Below are 14,014 nucleotides of genomic sequence, written 5' to 3' on the forward strand. Positions count from 1 at the left end.
CTGCAGTATCGGCGTCAGTACTATTGCAACGAGATCGGAGTACACACATGGCTGTCGACCGCCTTCTTCCCACCCGTGAGGCATACGACCTCATCGATCTGACGCGCGACGTGGCGGACAAGGTTCTCGAACCGGCAGTCGACGAGTGCGAACGATCGGAAACGCTGCCCGGTGACGTGTTCGCACAGTTGGGAGCGGCAGGACTGCTCAGCCTGCCGTATCCGGAGGAATTCGGCGGTGGCGGTCAGCCGTACGAGGTATATCTCCAAGTCATCGAAGAAATCGCGGCACGGTGGGCTGCCGTCGCAGTGGCGGTGAGTGTGCACAGCTTGTCCTGCTTCCCGCTCAGCACACGTGGCACCGCCGATCAGAAGCGACGCTGGTTGCCGGACATGCTGGGCGGGAACACCATCGGCGCCTACAGCCTGTCCGAACCCCAGGCAGGCTCGGATGCTGCCGCACTTGCCTGCCGCGCCGTCCCGACAGACGACGGGTACCGCATCAACGGCACGAAGGCGTGGATCACCAATGGTGGCAACGCGGACTTCTACACGCTCTTCGCGCGGACAGGTGAAGGATCCAAGGGGATTTCGTGTTTCCTCGTGGACAAGAACACCGACGGCCTCACCTTCGGGAAACCCGAAGAGAAGATGGGCCTGCACGCCGTACCGACGACGTCCGCGTACTACGACGATGCGCTCGTTTCGGCGGACCGAATCATCGGCAACGAAGGTGACGGTCTGTCCATCGCATTCAGCGCGCTGGACTCGGGACGACTGGGCATCGCGGCCGTGGCGGTCGGTCTTGCGCAGCGTGCCTTGGACGACGCAGTCGCCTACGCGAAGGAGCGCTCGGCATTCGGTAAGCGCATCATCGACCATCAGGGGCTCGGATTCGTACTCGCCGACATGGCTGCGGCTGTCGACTCGGCACGTGCGACGTACCTGAACGCGTCCCGGCGCCGGGACGCGAACCTTCCCTACTCGCGCGAAGCGAGCGTCGCCAAACTGGTCGCCACTGATGCCGCTATGAAGGTGACGACGGACGCCGTGCAGGTCCTGGGTGGATACGGCTATACCCGGGACTTCCCTGTCGAACGGTACATGCGCGAGGCCAAGATCACGCAGATCTTCGAGGGCACCAACCAGATTCAGCGCTTGGTGATCGCTCGGTCACTCGCCGACTGACCGCCGAGCCGCCGTAGCCGACAGCGCACGCAACGATTGTTCGAACTCCGCCAACAGGGACGCAGAGGTAACCACGCCCTTGTTCACGTCCGTGCGCGCCATCGGCACTCGCCTACATGCCTCTTCCACGATCTCGGCTTGCACGTAGCCGAGCACGGTGCGGAGTTCGCCGTGCGCGCCCGCACCGCCGTTCGGCGCGGCAACGGAGGACACATTGATCCAGGCCACGGGCAGATCGGTGAGCACGACGTCACCGACCAGCCAGTCCAGCAGGTTCTTGAAGCTACCGGGAAGCGCCCCAGCGTACTCGGGTGTACAGAAGAGAACCCCGTCTGCGGAAGCGACAGCTTTCCGGAGCCGATCCACCGACTCGGGCAGCGGGTCACGGTCGGCGTCGGGGTCGAACGCCGGCAGTGCCGCCAGTTCCGAGTACAGCTCGAGGACGGTGCCGATCGGCGCCATCTGTTGCACCGACCGGAGCACCGCAGTGTTCGTGGATGCCTGTCGGGTACTACCGGAGATCAATATCAATCGCATGCCAACCGCCTGGTGTCGGTGTCCGTCCGTCTACGGAACCACGATCTGCAGGACAGTATTCCGCACATTCGACACCTGGTGCCGGACCGCGACGATCATGGGATCAGCCGGTCGGCCAGAGCATTCGCGCTGCCGAGGAACATCTCGACATCCGTCTCGCCAAGAAGGTTGATCGACACATGATCCGCACCGGCGAACTGCTGTTCGAGCACCTTGTTCGCGAGCTGATCTGCATCACCCCACACGACGAGTTCGTCGACCAATCGGTCCTCGAGGTCGGCGATCTCCGTATCGCTGAATCCCATCCGTCGCGTATTGAGCCGATATCCAGGAACGTTCCCGAACAGGAACTCCAGGGGCTCACGCGCCGCAGCACGAGCCCGGACAGGATCGGTGTCGAGCACCATCATCTGATCGACCACCAATGCCGGATCGGGACCGAGAATCTGACGGGCGCGAGCGGTGTACTCCGGAGTGACCAGTAGCGTGATCGCACCGCCGAAGCGATCGCGGGCCAGTGCCAACTTCTTCGGACCGAGCGCTGCCAGGAAACGTCGTTCACGAGGGACCGCTGACTCGGCGGCATCGACCCGATCCAGGAACGTATTCATCGCACCCATCGGACTCGGACCGCTCTGTGGAGCGCCGAGCCCCACGACGAACCTTCCGGGATCAGTGCGCTCGAGATCGGCATAGGCGGCGACGACGGCTTCGTCGTCGTGCACATCGAGCGAGATGATCCCCGTGCCGACCTGCACGGCATCGGTGGCAGTGACGAGTTCCGCCACGGGCCCCAGACGTTGTAACTGGCCGCCGGCCAGCCAGATCGTCGAGTAGCCCAGCCGCTCGAGTTCCTTGGCCGCAACAATGTGACTGCCGTCGGTGAACAGCGACAGACCGATCCCGATGGGCCCGAGGTCGAAGGTTGTCATGGTCTACCCCTTTTCGTCGTATCTCAGCCGGACGCTACGACCTCGAGTCCAGTTGAGATCAAGACGACGAAACGGTGGATCAACAGCAGCCGGGGCCGGGCAGCGCTCGCATGTCACGGGTCGTGACGTTGCGGGCAGCAAGGTCGTCGTCCGACGGGTAGTCCACCTGCACCAGCGACAGACCGTGTGCTGGGGCCACGAGGACAGAACTCGAGCGCGAGGATTCGTGCAGGAGATCGTCGATCCAATCGGTCGTGCGCCGGCCCTCCCCCACGGCCAGGATCGCGCCCACGAGGCTGCGCACCATCGACCAGCAGAACGCATCCGCGTCGACGAAGGCAGTGAACAGCTCACCCTCGCGTTCCCAGTCGAACCGCTGAAGATCGCGGACGGTGGTAGCTCCTTCGCGTCGCTTGCAGAAGGCGGCAAAGTCGTTGAGCCCCACCAACCGCGATGATGCTTCCCGCATGGCGGCGAGGTCGAGGATCTTCGGAAACGACACGACATCTCTCGCGCGCAACGGGTCGGCGCCGTAACGGGCTGTGGTCACCCGGTACTCGTAATGTCGGCGCAGTGCCGAGAATCGTGCATCGAAATGTTGCGGAGCGAACGACACCTGCTTGACGCGCACATCCTTGGGCAGGAAGCGCGCGAGTCTACGAACCAAGTACGAAGGATCCTCCGGTACTGCGTCGGCGGGCACGTCCACGTGCGCCACCTGACCTGTGGCATGCACGCCCGCATCCGTGCGGCCGGCGACGGTCAGCTGCAACGGAGTTCGCAGTACGGCGGACAGTTTCTCTTCGATCTCACCGCACACGGTGCGCAGGTTGTTCTGGCGGGCCCAGCCGGAGAAATCGGTGCCGTCGTACGCGATGTCGAGCCTCAATCGGCGGGTCTCATACGAAACGGGCCCGCCGTCCCCAGCGGGGACAACGGGCTCGTTCGATTCAGCGTGTGCCGAAACCAAGTGGACTAGTCCTTCTTGGCCTCGTCGGCGTCGGTCGCGTCGGCGGCCGAAGCATTCTCGTCTTCGATCCCCTCGACGACGGCATCGGCGTTCTCGACCTCGGCATCGGTGGCTTCCGCCTCGACCGCCTCCACGACGTTCTCGTCTGCAGCAGGAGCGGCAGGCGCGTCCTTCGAAGCCTTCACGCGACGTGCGCGATCTGCCTCGGAGGTCACTGTCTTCTCCTTGACGAGCTCGATGATGGCCATCGGAGCGTTGTCACCCTTGCGGGGCACGGTCTTGACGATGCGGGTGTAGCCGCCGTCACGATCCGCGTAGAACGGACCGATCTCCGCGAACAGGGTGTGCACGACATCCTTGTTGCGGATGACCTTCAGAACCTCACGACGATGAGCCAGCGTGCCGGCCTTCGCGTGCGTGACGAGCTTCTCGGCGTAGGGGCGCAGTGCCTTCGCCTTGGCCTCGGTGGTGGTGATGCGACCGTGCTCGAAGAGCGCGGTTGCCAGGTTGGCGAAGATCGCCTTCTGGTGCGAAGCCGACCCGCCGAAGCGGGCACCCTTCTTGGGCTTGGGCATGATCAGTATCTCCTAGTAAGGACTGTGAGCTGCTACAGCTGTTCGGTCTCGGCGTAGTCCTCGGTGCCCTCGGCATCGCCGAAAGAACCGGCGTCCGTGTCGGTCCACGTACCGGTGGCCGGGTCGTAACCGGCAACGGTCGAGGGGTCGAAGGACGCGGGGCTGTCCTTGAGAGCGAGGCCGAGCGAGTGCAGCTTGACCTTCACCTCGTCGATGGACTTCTGTCCGAAGTTGCGGATGTCGAGCAGATCGGACTCGGTACGACCAACCAACTCGCCGACGGTGTGAACACCTTCGCGCTTGAGGCAGTTGTAGGAGCGGACCGTCAGGTCCAGGTCCTCGATGGGGAGTCCGAAGGAAGCGATGTGATCGGCCTCGGCGGGCGAGGGTCCGATCTCGATGCCTTCTGCTTCGACGTTCAGCTCACGGGCCAGCCCGAAGAGCTCAACCAGGGTCTTGCCCGCAGAAGCGAGCGCATCCCGAGCGGTGATGGAGTTCTTGGTCTCCACGTCGAGAACGAGCCGATCGAAGTCGGTGCGCTGCTCGACACGGGTGGCCTCCACCTTGTAGGTGACCTTGAGCACCGGCGAGTAGATCGAGTCGACCGGGATACGGCCGATCTCTGCGCCGGACGCCTTGTTCTGGACGGCGGGGACGTAGCCGCGACCGCGCTCGACGACGAGCTCGATCTCCAACTTGCCCTTGTCGTTCAGGGTGGCGATGTGCAGATCCGGGTTGTTCACGGTGACGCCGGCCGGGGGCACGATGTCGCCTGCAGTCACAACACCGGGGCCCTGCTTGCGGACGTACATGGTGACCGGCTCGTCCTCTTCGGAGCTCACGACGAGACCCTTGAGGTTCAGGATGATGTCGGTGACGTCTTCCTTCACACCGGGGACGGTGGTGAACTCGTGCAGGACACCGTCGATGCGGATGCTGGTGACAGCAGCGCCGGGGATCGACGAGAGCAGCGTGCGCCGAAGCGAGTTGCCGAGGGTGTACCCGAAGCCTGGCTCGAGGGGCTCGATGACGAACTTCGAGCGGTTTTCAGCGATGACCTCTTCGGCCAGTGCGGGACGCTGAGAAATGAGCATTCGATTTCCTCCTGTACGGGCGTCCGCTATTTGACGCCCACGATGGGAAAGGCCTTCGGCCTGTGAGTGGCCCACGAGTCTCTGGACTCGTCAACCACTCACAGGCGCGGAGCGCCTTACTTCGAGTAGTACTCGACGATGAGCTGTTCCTGCAGAGGAATGTCGATCTGCGCACGCTCGGGCAGCTGGTGAACCAGCACACGAAGACGTCCACCGACAACCTGCAGCCAACCCGGGATCGGGCGATCGCCCTGGGTCTCACGTGCAACCTGGAACGGCAGCGTCGCCAGCGACTTCTCCTTGACATCGATGATGTCGTACTGGGAGACGCGGTAGCTGGGAATGTCGACCTTCTTGTTGTTCACGAGAAGGTGACCGTGCGTGACCATCTGACGGGCCTGTCGACGCGTGCGTGCAAGTCCGGCGCGGTACACGACGTTGTCGAGACGCGACTCCAGGATGCGGAGCAGGTTCTCGCCGGTCTTACCGGGGCGGTTGTTCGCCTCCTTGTAGTACAGGCGGAACTGCTTCTCCATGACGCCGTAGGTGAAGCGAGCCTTCTGCTTCTCCTGCAGCTGGAGCAGGTACTCGCTCTCCTTGATCCGCGCGCGGCCGTGCTGGCCGGGCGGGTAAGGACGACGCTCGAACGCCTGGTCGCCTCCAACGAGGTCGACGCGCAGACGACGCGACTTGCGGGTGATGGGTCCGGTATAACGTGCCATTTTCTTCTACCTATCCTTCCCGCTAGACCCGACGCCGCTTGGGCGGGCGGCAGCCGTTGTGCGGCTGTGGAGTGACGTCAGAGATGGTGCCGACCTCGAGGCCAGCAGCCTGAAGCGAGCGGATCGCGGTCTCACGGCCGGAGCCGGGACCCTTGACGAAAACGTCAACCTTCTTCACACCGTGCTCCTGCGCCTTGCGGGCAGCGTTCTCAGCGGCGAGCTGAGCGGCGAACGGGGTCGACTTGCGCGAACCCTTGAAGCCGACGTGTCCCGAGGACGCCCAGGAAATGACGTTTCCTGTGGGATCCGTGATGGACACGATGGTGTTGTTGAACGTGCTCTTGATGTGTGCAGCGCCGTGCGGGATGTTCTTCTTGTCCCTGCGACGCGTCTTCTGGGTCTTCTTCGGACCGGTGCTACGTGACTTGGGGGGCATTACTTCGCCTTCTTCTTGCCGGCAATGGTGCGCTTCGGACCCTTACGGGTGCGGGCGTTGGTCTTGGTGCGCTGACCACGCACGGGCAGACCACGACGGTGGCGCAAGCCCTGGTAGCAGCCGATCTCGATCTTGCGACGGATGTCCGCCTGGACCTCACGACGCAGGTCGCCCTCGACCTTGAGCGACTCCTCGATGTACTCACGAAGCTTCGACAGGTCCTCGTCGGAGAGGTCCTTGCTCCGCAGATCGGCCGAGACGCCGGTGGCGGCCAGGATTTCCTTGGCGCGGGTACGGCCGACGCCGTAGATGTATGTCAGTGCGATCTCCATGCGCTTTTCGCGAGGAAGATCGACACCTGCGAGACGTGCCATGTGGCATTTCCTATCGGTGTGCGGAGGTCTGCTCCCAGTCCGTCCCCTGTGCCTCTTCAAATCCCGGCGGCCTTTCGGCCGACGACATATCGACTAACTCAGTGGGGCCCCGGCCTCCGTGCCGGGGGTAGACCAGTACCTGCCTGTGGATCCTTCGGATCCGGCGGCCGTGGGTGCTGGCTGGTGCTGGAAGGTCTTCTTTGCTTGTTGCCAAGCAGATCTTCGAAAAGCTGTGATCAGCCCTGGCGCTGCTTGTGGCGCAGGTTGTCGCAGATCACCATGACTCGCCCGTTACGGCGGATCACCTTGCACTTCTCGCAGATCTTCTTGACGCTCGGCTGAACCTTCACGTCTTCTGATCTCCTGTTTTGTGGCTGCCCGTCGCACAATTTCCACGACGGACCTCGTTCTCCCGAAACTGGTCAGATCCGGGAAGTCTTTACTTGTACCGGTAAACGATGCGGCCGCGCGTCAAGTCGTAGGGCGAGAGCTCCACGACAACACGGTCTTCCGGGAGGATGCGAATGTAGTGCTGACGCATCTTTCCGCTGATGTGGGCGAGAACCTTGTGGCCGTTTTCGAGCTCAATGCGGAACATCGCATTGGGCAGCGGCTCGATTACCCGTCCTTCGACCTCGATGGCACCGTCTTTCTTAGCCATATCCTCCGCGATCCATGTGATTTGACGTGCTTATTGCATCGGTGGTTACCGTGACGCACACTGGTTTCGTCACCGGCCTCGCCTGTCTGGACACACGAAAAACCGGCACGCAGAGCGCACCGTTGATCTATGTTACGGGAATTTCACTACCAGGCCAAATGCGCTTCGAAGGAGTGTGAGTGCGGGCACTCGTCCAACGTGTGACATCCGCTTCGGTTCGATGTCGCGAAGAAGTCGTCGGCAGGATCGACCCCGGTCCGGGAAAGCACGGACTACTCGTACTGGTTGGCGTGACCCACACGGACTCAGCGCACAGCGCCGTACTCCTCGCCCGCAAGGTCTGGACCATGCGCATTCTCGAGAACGAGAAGTCGGCCGCAGATCTGGACGCACCGATTCTGGTGATCAGTCAGTTCACCTTGTACGGCGACACGGTGAAAGGTCGCCGTCCGTCCTGGACCGCCGCCGCTCCCCGTCCGGTCGCCGAACCTCTCGTCGAATCAGTCGTCGCAGAATTGGAAAAACACGGTGCGACTGTCGCCACCGGCCGGTTCGGCGAGCACATGCACGTCGAATCCGTGAACGACGGGCCGATCTCCCTACTCGTCGAGGTCTGAGCCTGCCTACTCGGGACGCTGAGTCAGAATTCGAGGGCCGTTCTCGGTGACGGCAACGGTATGTTCCCAGTGCGCGGCTCGGGTGCCGTCGGTGGTGACCACTGTCCAGTCGTCCTCGAGGGTCAGTGTGTCCTCGGTCCCGAGCGTGAGCATCGGCTCGATCGCCAGCACCGACCCCACGACCAGTTCGGGACCCTTGCCCGGAGCGCCTTCGTTCGCCAGGAACGGCTCCATGTGCATTTCCCGACCGATGCCGTGCCCACCGTAACCGTCGACGATGCCGTACTTGCGGTCGTGCGCTTTCTCGGCCGCCCGCGTGCCCAGTTCGATGGCGTGGGAGACATCCGTGAGGCGGTTGCCAGGCAGCATGGCGGCGATCCCGGCTTCCATGGACGACTTCGTTGCCTCACTGAGCTGACGGTCTGCCTCGATCAATGCACCGACCCCGAACGTCCAGGCCGAATCGCCGTGCCAGCCGTCCAGAATCGCACCACAGTCGATGGAGATCAGGTCCCCCTCGACCAAAATATCCTCTGCCGACGGGATCCCGTGCACCACGCGATCGTTGACGGAGGCGCAGATCGATCCGGTGAAGCCGTGGTAGCCCTTGAAGGATGGCACCGCGCCTGCGTCGCGAATCGTCGCGTCCGCCACCTGGTCGAGTTCGAGCGTGCTGACACCTGGCTTCGCCGCGTTTCGCACCGCTACCAGGGCAGCCCCGACGATGGAGCCTGCCGCCGCCATCGCGTCGAGTTCACCGGCGGTGCGAAACGGAACCACCTTGCGCTTACGCCCGAACCCCATTACTTGCCCAGGGCTGCCAGAGCGCGGGCATTGACCTCGTCGACCTCGCCGATGGCGTCGACCGATACGATCTCGTCCTTGTAGTGCTCGAGCAGAGGCGCCGTCTCGTCGCGATACACGTGGAGGCGGTTACGGATGACATCTTCCTTGTCGTCCTCGCGACCGCGAGCCAGCATGCGCTCGACGACGACGTCCTCGTCTGCGACGAACGACAACACCGCGTCGAGCTTGGTGTTCAGTTCCGCAAGAATCGACTCCAGTGCGCGCGCCTGATCGACCGTACGCGGAAATCCGTCGAGTAGAAATCCGTTCTTGGCATCGGGTTCCGCCACTCGCGCCTTCACCATGTTGTTGGTGATCTCGCTGGGAACGAGGTTGCCGGCGTCGATGTACGACTTGGCTTCGAGACCGAGCGCGGTCTTCTGACCTATGTTCGCACGGAAGAGATCACCGGTGGAGATGTGCGGGACACCGAGCTTCTCGGACAGAATCGCGGCCTGGGTGCCCTTGCCGGCACCGGGAGGACCAAGCAGAACAAGTCTCACTTGAGGAACCCTTCGTAGTTTCGCTGCATCAATTGGCTTTCGATCTGCTTGACCGTGTCGAGTGCAACGCTGACAAGAATCAGAATTGCCGCACCACCGAAGATGCTGGTGGCGGTTTGGCTACCCGACAGGAACAGAGAGGGCACCACTGCGACGGCACCGAGGTAGATGGAGCCGGGAACTGTGATGCGGTTGAGAACATAGCTGAGGTAGTCGGCGGTCGGACGTCCGGGACGAATGCCGGGGATGAACCCACCGAACTTCTTCATCTCATCGGCACGCTCTTCAGGATTGAATGTGATGGCCACATAGAAGAAGACGAAGAACACGATCAGCGAGAAGTAGATCGTGATGTACACCGGATTCTGCGGGTTCACGAGGTACTCGTTGATGATGCGCTGCCACCAACTGGGTTCGGTCGCCGTCGTGGCACCGGTGAGCTGGGCGATGAGGTTCGGCAGGTACAGCAACGAGGACGCGAAGATCACCGGGATGATGCCGGCTTGGTTCACCTTCAGCGGCAGGTAGGTCGACGATCCGCCGTACATCTTGCGCCCGACCATCCGCTTTGCGTACTGGACGGGAATACGGCGCTGCCCCTGCTCCACGAACACGACACCGGTGATGATTGCGAGGGCCGCAAGACAGACGAGCGCGAACACGAGGCCGCCGCGGCTGTCGAGAATCGACTTGCCTTCGGAAGGCAGACGCGACGCGATACCCGCGAAGATGAGCAGCGACATACCGTTACCGACGCCACGTTCGGTGATGAGCTCACCGAACCACATGACGACTGCGGCGCCTGCGGTCATGACGAGGACGATGACCACCAGACCGAAGATGCTGTCGTCGGCCAGGATCGGCTCCTGACAGCCCTGCAACAGCTGACCACGTGCGGCGAGTGCCACGATGCCGGTGGACTGCAGCACTGCGAGCGCAACGGTGAGATAGCGCGTGTACTGCGTCATCTTGGCCTGGCCCGACTGGCCCTCCTTGCGAAGTTCCTCGAACTTCGGAATCACCACGGTCAACAGCTGCACGATGATGCTCGCCGTGATGTACGGCATGATGCCGATCGCGAATACGGAAAGCTGCAGTAGCGCACCACCCGAGAACAGGTTGATGAGCGAGTAGATGCCGGCCTGGTCGCTACCGGAGAGCTGATCGACACACGCGCGAACGTTGGCGTAGTCGACCCCGGGAGACGGGACGACCGCACCGACTCGATACAGCGCCACGAGGCCGAGGGCGATGAGGATCTTCCGCCTCAGGTCCGGGGTCCTGAGGGCCGAGACGAAGGCGGAAAGCAAAGATCCTCCTGGCTGGGCGGTGAGGTGACGAATCGAGCTCGATCCGGCAACGAGTGAACTCTAGAACTCTAACAGTGACAGTTGAATCGGCTCGGGTGGGAGACCTCTTGCAGCGGCCCCACAGCAGAGCGACCGATGGCCGCAACCGCAGCGTGATGCTGCGGCTGCGGCCATCGTCGATCAAGCCGGATCGCTCACAGCTCGGTGGCGGTACCACCGGCAGCAGCGATCTTCTCCTTGGCGGAGCCGGTGAACTTGTTCACCGTGACCTGAACGGCAACGTTCAGGTCACCGTCGCCGAGAACCTTCACGAGCTGGTTCTTGCGAACGGCACCCTTTGCAACGAGCTCCTCGACCGTGACCTGCCCCCCTTCGGGGAACAGACGGGCGATGTCGCCGACGTTGACGACCTGGTACTCGGTGCGGAAGTGGTTGTTGAAGCCCTTGAGCTTGGGCAGACGCATGTGCAGCGGCATCTGTCCACCCTCGAAGGCGGCCGGCACGTTCTTACGAGCCTTGGTGCCCTTGGTACCGCGGCCCGCAGTCTTACCCTTCGAGCCTTCACCACGACCGACACGAGTCTTTTCGGTCTTGGAACCCGGCGCCGGGCGCAGGTGATGCAGTTTGATGGTCATGGTTAGACCTCCTCAACTGTGACGAGGTGGCGCACCACGTTGATCAGACCGCGGTTCTGCGCGTTGTCCTCGCGAACAACCGACTGGCGGATGCCCTTCAGTCCGAGGGTACGCAGGGAGTTCCGCTGGTTCTGCTTGGTACCGATGGTGCTCTTGATCTGGGTGACCTTGAGATCGGCCATTACTTCACGCTCCCTGCCTGTGCGCGCGCACGCAGCATGCCGGCCGGGGCAACTTCCTCGAGGGAGAGGCCGCGGCGTGCGGCGACTGCCTCGGGATTCTGCAGACCCTTGAGAGCAGCAACGGTCGCATGCACAACATTGATGGCGTTGTCGCTACCGAGCGACTTCGACAGAATGTCGTGGATGCCGGCACATTCCAGCACGGCACGCACCGCACCACCGGCAATGACACCGGTACCGGGGCTTGCCGGACGCAGCATGACGACGCCGGCTGCGGCCTCACCCTGAACAGGATGCGTGATGGTGGTGGCGATCATCGGGACGCGGAAGAAGTTCTTGCGAGCTTCCTCGACACCCTTCTGGATGGCCGCGGGAACTTCCTTGGCCTTTCCGTAGCCGACGCCGACGAGTCCGTTGCCGTCGCCCACGATCACCAGTGCGGTGAAGCTGAAGCGACGACCACCCTTGACGACCTTCGACACGCGGTTGATCGTGACTACGCGCTCGATGTGGTTCGACTTCTCGGCTGCGTTGTCGCGACGGTTGTCGCGACGGTCGCGGCCTCCGCGGTTGTCACCACGGTTGTCCCCGGTGTTGGGGCCATTCTGTCCGGCGGGTCCGCTTCCGCCGTCACGCCTTTGACGTCCCGGCATCAGGCTGTCCTTCCGTTCATGTACTGGATCTTGGTCATCAGAACTTCAACCCGCCTTCGCGAGCAGCGTCCGCAAGGGCCGCGATACGGCCGTGGTAGCCGTGTCCGCCGTGGTCGAAGACCACCGCCTCGATACCGGCTGCCTTCGCGCGCTCGGCGATCAGCTGACCGACCTTTGCGCTCGACGCCTTCTTGTCGCCTTCGCCGCTGCGCACGTCGGCTTCGGTGGTCGACGCTGCGGCCAACGTGTGGCCTGCGAGGTCGTCCACAAGCTGGACGTGGATGTGGCGCGACGACCGGTTGACGACCAAGCGAGGACGCTCGGGCGTACCGGAGATCTTCTTGCGAAGACGGAAGTGACGACGCGTCTTCGACAGGCGACGCTTCGTGGATGCATCCTTGCCCAGCGGAATTCGCTTGGCTTTCTGGTTTGCAGTCTGACTCATATCACTTACCCGTCTTTCCGACCTTGCGGCGGATCTGCTCACCCTCGTACCGCACGCCCTTGCCCTTGTACGGGTCAGGACGACGGAGACGGCGGATGTTGGCAGAGATCTGTCCGACCTTCTGCTTGTCGATGCCTGCCACCGAGAACTTGGTGGGCGACTCGACTGCGAAGGTGATGCCTTCGGGAGCCTCGATCACAACCGGGTGGCTGAAGCCGAGCGAGAACTCGAGGTTCGAACCCTTCAGCGCAACGCGGTAACCGACACCGTGGATCTCCAGCTTGGTGGTGTATCCCTCGGTGACGCCGACGATCAGGTTCTGCACCAGCGTGCGAGAGAGACCGTGGAGCGAACGGCTGCGACGCTCCTCGTCGGGGCGAGCGACGACCAGTGTGCCGTCCTCGGCCTTCGAGACGGTGATGGGCTCCGAGATCGTCAGGCCGAGAGACCCCTTGGGCCCCTTGACTGCGACGTCCTGGCCGTCGATGCTGACATCGACACCGGCCGGAACCGTAATGGGGTGCTTTCCAATTCGCGACATTGTGGTGGCCTCCCTTACCAGACGTAGGCGAGGACTTCCCCGCCCACTCCTTGATTGGCCGCCTGGCGATCGGTGAGCAGGCCGGTGGACGTGGAGATGATCGCCACGCCGAGGCCGCCCAGCACCTTGGGCAGGTTGGTGGACTTCGCGTACACACGCAGACCGGGCTTCGAGACGCGGCGCACGCCGGCAAGGCTGCGCTCACGGCTGGGGCCGTACTTGAGGTCGACGACGAGGGTCTTGCCCACTTCGGCGTCCTCGGTTCGGTAGTCCGAGATGTAGCCTTCGCGCTTGAGGATCTCGGCGATGTTCGCCTTGATCTTCGAGTGCGGGAGCTTCACCTCGTCGTGGTACGCCGTGTTGGCGTTGCGCAGACGGGTCAAGAAGTCTGCGATGGGGTCGGTCATGGTCATGGTTAGACCTCGACACCTTTCTCGCTGCGGTTCCCATGCAACACAGGCACGTCCCTCACGGAACCCGCCGATGGTGGGCCTTCAGCAATTGGGCTGGCCCGGACGACCGTTGTCGACCGGGATAAGTATGTCGCCAGCGGACACAGCTGTGCCAGGCAACTGGTCCAGTGTAGACAAACCTGCAGCGTGAACCAAATCCGAGCAGCAACGATCCCCCGCCGCCCCGACGAGTGTCACACTGCATCGCGTGAACTGAACGTGTGATGCTCCTATGTTTCGTCAAGGGGTGTTTTGGGGGTTGGGGTGGGTCAGGAGTTGGTAGATCTCGCGGGCGACGGCGCGTTTGAGGCAGCGGATGATCTCGCGTTTGGTTTTGCGTTG

Annotated in this window: 21 protein-coding genes; 2 read left to right on the top strand and 19 right to left on the bottom strand. The window is 62.9% G+C overall.

All coding sequences use genetic code 11. The annotated features are described in order from the left end of the window. Positions 1-47: 47 nt before the first annotated feature. Positions 48-1,187 (top strand): acyl-CoA dehydrogenase family protein, encoded by a 1,140-nt coding sequence (locus ACZI8Q_RS16480; RefSeq protein WP_463374638.1) that lies wholly within the window; start codon positions 48-50, stop codon positions 1,185-1,187. Here ACZI8Q_RS16480 and ACZI8Q_RS16485 read toward each other — a convergent pair. From ACZI8Q_RS16485 to infA, 10 genes are all read right to left on the bottom strand, one after another. Beyond that, entirely contained in the window at positions 1,173-1,724 is a 552-nt protein-coding gene (locus ACZI8Q_RS16485) for an NADPH-dependent FMN reductase (protein ID WP_463374639.1), read from the bottom strand. The genes ACZI8Q_RS16480 and ACZI8Q_RS16485 overlap by 15 nt on opposite strands. Positions 1,725-1,819: 95 nt before the next feature. Continuing rightward, entirely contained in the window at positions 1,820-2,656 is an 837-nt protein-coding gene (locus ACZI8Q_RS16490) for a TIGR03620 family F420-dependent LLM class oxidoreductase (protein ID WP_463374640.1), read from the bottom strand. 79 nt (positions 2,657-2,735) lie between these two features. Beyond that, positions 2,736-3,626 carry a tRNA pseudouridine(38-40) synthase TruA gene (gene truA, locus ACZI8Q_RS16495; protein ID WP_463374641.1) on the bottom strand — a complete coding sequence of 297 codons (891 nt, stop codon included), beginning with the start codon at positions 3,624-3,626 and terminating at the stop codon, positions 2,736-2,738. 5 nt (positions 3,627-3,631) lie between these two features. After that, positions 3,632-4,201, bottom strand: coding sequence for a 50S ribosomal protein L17 (gene rplQ / locus ACZI8Q_RS16500; RefSeq protein WP_463374642.1), 570 nt, complete (start codon positions 4,199-4,201; stop codon positions 3,632-3,634). 32 nt (positions 4,202-4,233) lie between these two features. Continuing rightward, the gene (locus ACZI8Q_RS16505) at positions 4,234-5,295 is read right to left on the bottom strand and encodes a DNA-directed RNA polymerase subunit alpha (RefSeq protein ID WP_463374643.1); all 1,062 of its coding nucleotides are present in this window, start codon (positions 5,293-5,295) and stop codon (positions 4,234-4,236) included. A 116-nt stretch (positions 5,296-5,411) separates the two neighbouring features. After that, positions 5,412-6,017, bottom strand: coding sequence for a 30S ribosomal protein S4 (gene rpsD, locus ACZI8Q_RS16510; protein WP_463374644.1), 606 nt, complete (start codon positions 6,015-6,017; stop codon positions 5,412-5,414). Between the two features lie 22 nt (positions 6,018-6,039). Next, the gene (gene rpsK, locus ACZI8Q_RS16515; protein WP_463374645.1) at positions 6,040-6,453 is read right to left on the bottom strand and encodes a 30S ribosomal protein S11; all 414 of its coding nucleotides are present in this window, start codon (positions 6,451-6,453) and stop codon (positions 6,040-6,042) included. After that, complete coding sequence (gene rpsM, locus ACZI8Q_RS16520) at positions 6,453-6,827, bottom strand: 30S ribosomal protein S13 (protein WP_463374646.1); 375 nt, start codon at positions 6,825-6,827, stop codon at positions 6,453-6,455. Before rpsM ends, rpsK begins: the two co-directional genes overlap by 1 nt. A 236-nt stretch (positions 6,828-7,063) precedes the next feature. Next, complete coding sequence (gene rpmJ / locus ACZI8Q_RS16525; RefSeq protein ID WP_025347279.1) at positions 7,064-7,177, bottom strand: 50S ribosomal protein L36; 114 nt, start codon at positions 7,175-7,177, stop codon at positions 7,064-7,066. 89 nt (positions 7,178-7,266) lie between these two features. Beyond that, a complete protein-coding gene (gene infA, locus ACZI8Q_RS16530; RefSeq protein WP_006554587.1) occupies positions 7,267-7,488 on the bottom strand; it encodes a translation initiation factor IF-1 in 222 nt (73 codons plus the stop codon). A gap of 179 nt (positions 7,489-7,667) precedes the next feature. Here infA and dtd point away from each other — a divergent pair, with 179 nt between their 5' ends. Beyond that, on the top strand, positions 7,668-8,105 hold the full coding sequence (gene dtd, locus ACZI8Q_RS16535) for a D-aminoacyl-tRNA deacylase (protein WP_463374647.1): 438 nt from the start codon (positions 7,668-7,670) through the stop codon (positions 8,103-8,105). Between the two features lie 6 nt (positions 8,106-8,111). Here the strand turns inward: dtd and map are convergent, their stop codons facing one another. The 9 genes from map to rpsH form a co-directional block, all read right to left on the bottom strand. Continuing rightward, on the bottom strand, positions 8,112-8,909 hold the full coding sequence (gene map, locus ACZI8Q_RS16540) for a type I methionyl aminopeptidase (RefSeq protein WP_463374648.1): 798 nt from the start codon (positions 8,907-8,909) through the stop codon (positions 8,112-8,114). Next, positions 8,909-9,454, bottom strand: coding sequence for an adenylate kinase (locus tag ACZI8Q_RS16545; protein WP_463374649.1), 546 nt, complete (start codon positions 9,452-9,454; stop codon positions 8,909-8,911). The genes map and ACZI8Q_RS16545 overlap by 1 nt, the downstream gene beginning before the upstream one ends. Continuing rightward, positions 9,451-10,764 (bottom strand): preprotein translocase subunit SecY, encoded by a 1,314-nt coding sequence (gene secY, locus ACZI8Q_RS16550; protein WP_463374650.1) that lies wholly within the window; start codon positions 10,762-10,764, stop codon positions 9,451-9,453. Before secY ends, ACZI8Q_RS16545 begins: the two co-directional genes overlap by 4 nt. 194 nt (positions 10,765-10,958) lie before the next feature. Next, positions 10,959-11,399, bottom strand: coding sequence for a 50S ribosomal protein L15 (gene rplO / locus ACZI8Q_RS16555; RefSeq protein ID WP_463374651.1), 441 nt, complete (start codon positions 11,397-11,399; stop codon positions 10,959-10,961). 2 nt (positions 11,400-11,401) lie between these two features. Continuing rightward, a complete protein-coding gene (gene rpmD / locus ACZI8Q_RS16560; protein ID WP_463374652.1) occupies positions 11,402-11,581 on the bottom strand; it encodes a 50S ribosomal protein L30 in 180 nt (59 codons plus the stop codon). After that, positions 11,581-12,234, bottom strand: coding sequence for a 30S ribosomal protein S5 (rpsE, locus tag ACZI8Q_RS16565; protein WP_463374653.1), 654 nt, complete (start codon positions 12,232-12,234; stop codon positions 11,581-11,583). Before rpsE ends, rpmD begins: the two co-directional genes overlap by 1 nt. Positions 12,235-12,271: 37 nt before the next feature. Further along, positions 12,272-12,679 (bottom strand): 50S ribosomal protein L18, encoded by a 408-nt coding sequence (gene rplR, locus ACZI8Q_RS16570; RefSeq protein ID WP_463374654.1) that lies wholly within the window; start codon positions 12,677-12,679, stop codon positions 12,272-12,274. A gap of 1 nt (position 12,680) precedes the next feature. Beyond that, positions 12,681-13,220, bottom strand: a complete 540-nt coding sequence (gene rplF, locus ACZI8Q_RS16575; RefSeq protein WP_463374655.1) for a 50S ribosomal protein L6 — start codon at positions 13,218-13,220, stop codon at positions 12,681-12,683. A 14-nt stretch (positions 13,221-13,234) separates the two neighbouring features. Further along, the gene (rpsH, locus tag ACZI8Q_RS16580) at positions 13,235-13,633 is read right to left on the bottom strand and encodes a 30S ribosomal protein S8 (protein WP_378572949.1); all 399 of its coding nucleotides are present in this window, start codon (positions 13,631-13,633) and stop codon (positions 13,235-13,237) included. Positions 13,634-14,014 lie beyond the last annotated feature (381 nt).

This window comes from Rhodococcus quanlei (assembly GCF_055231015.1).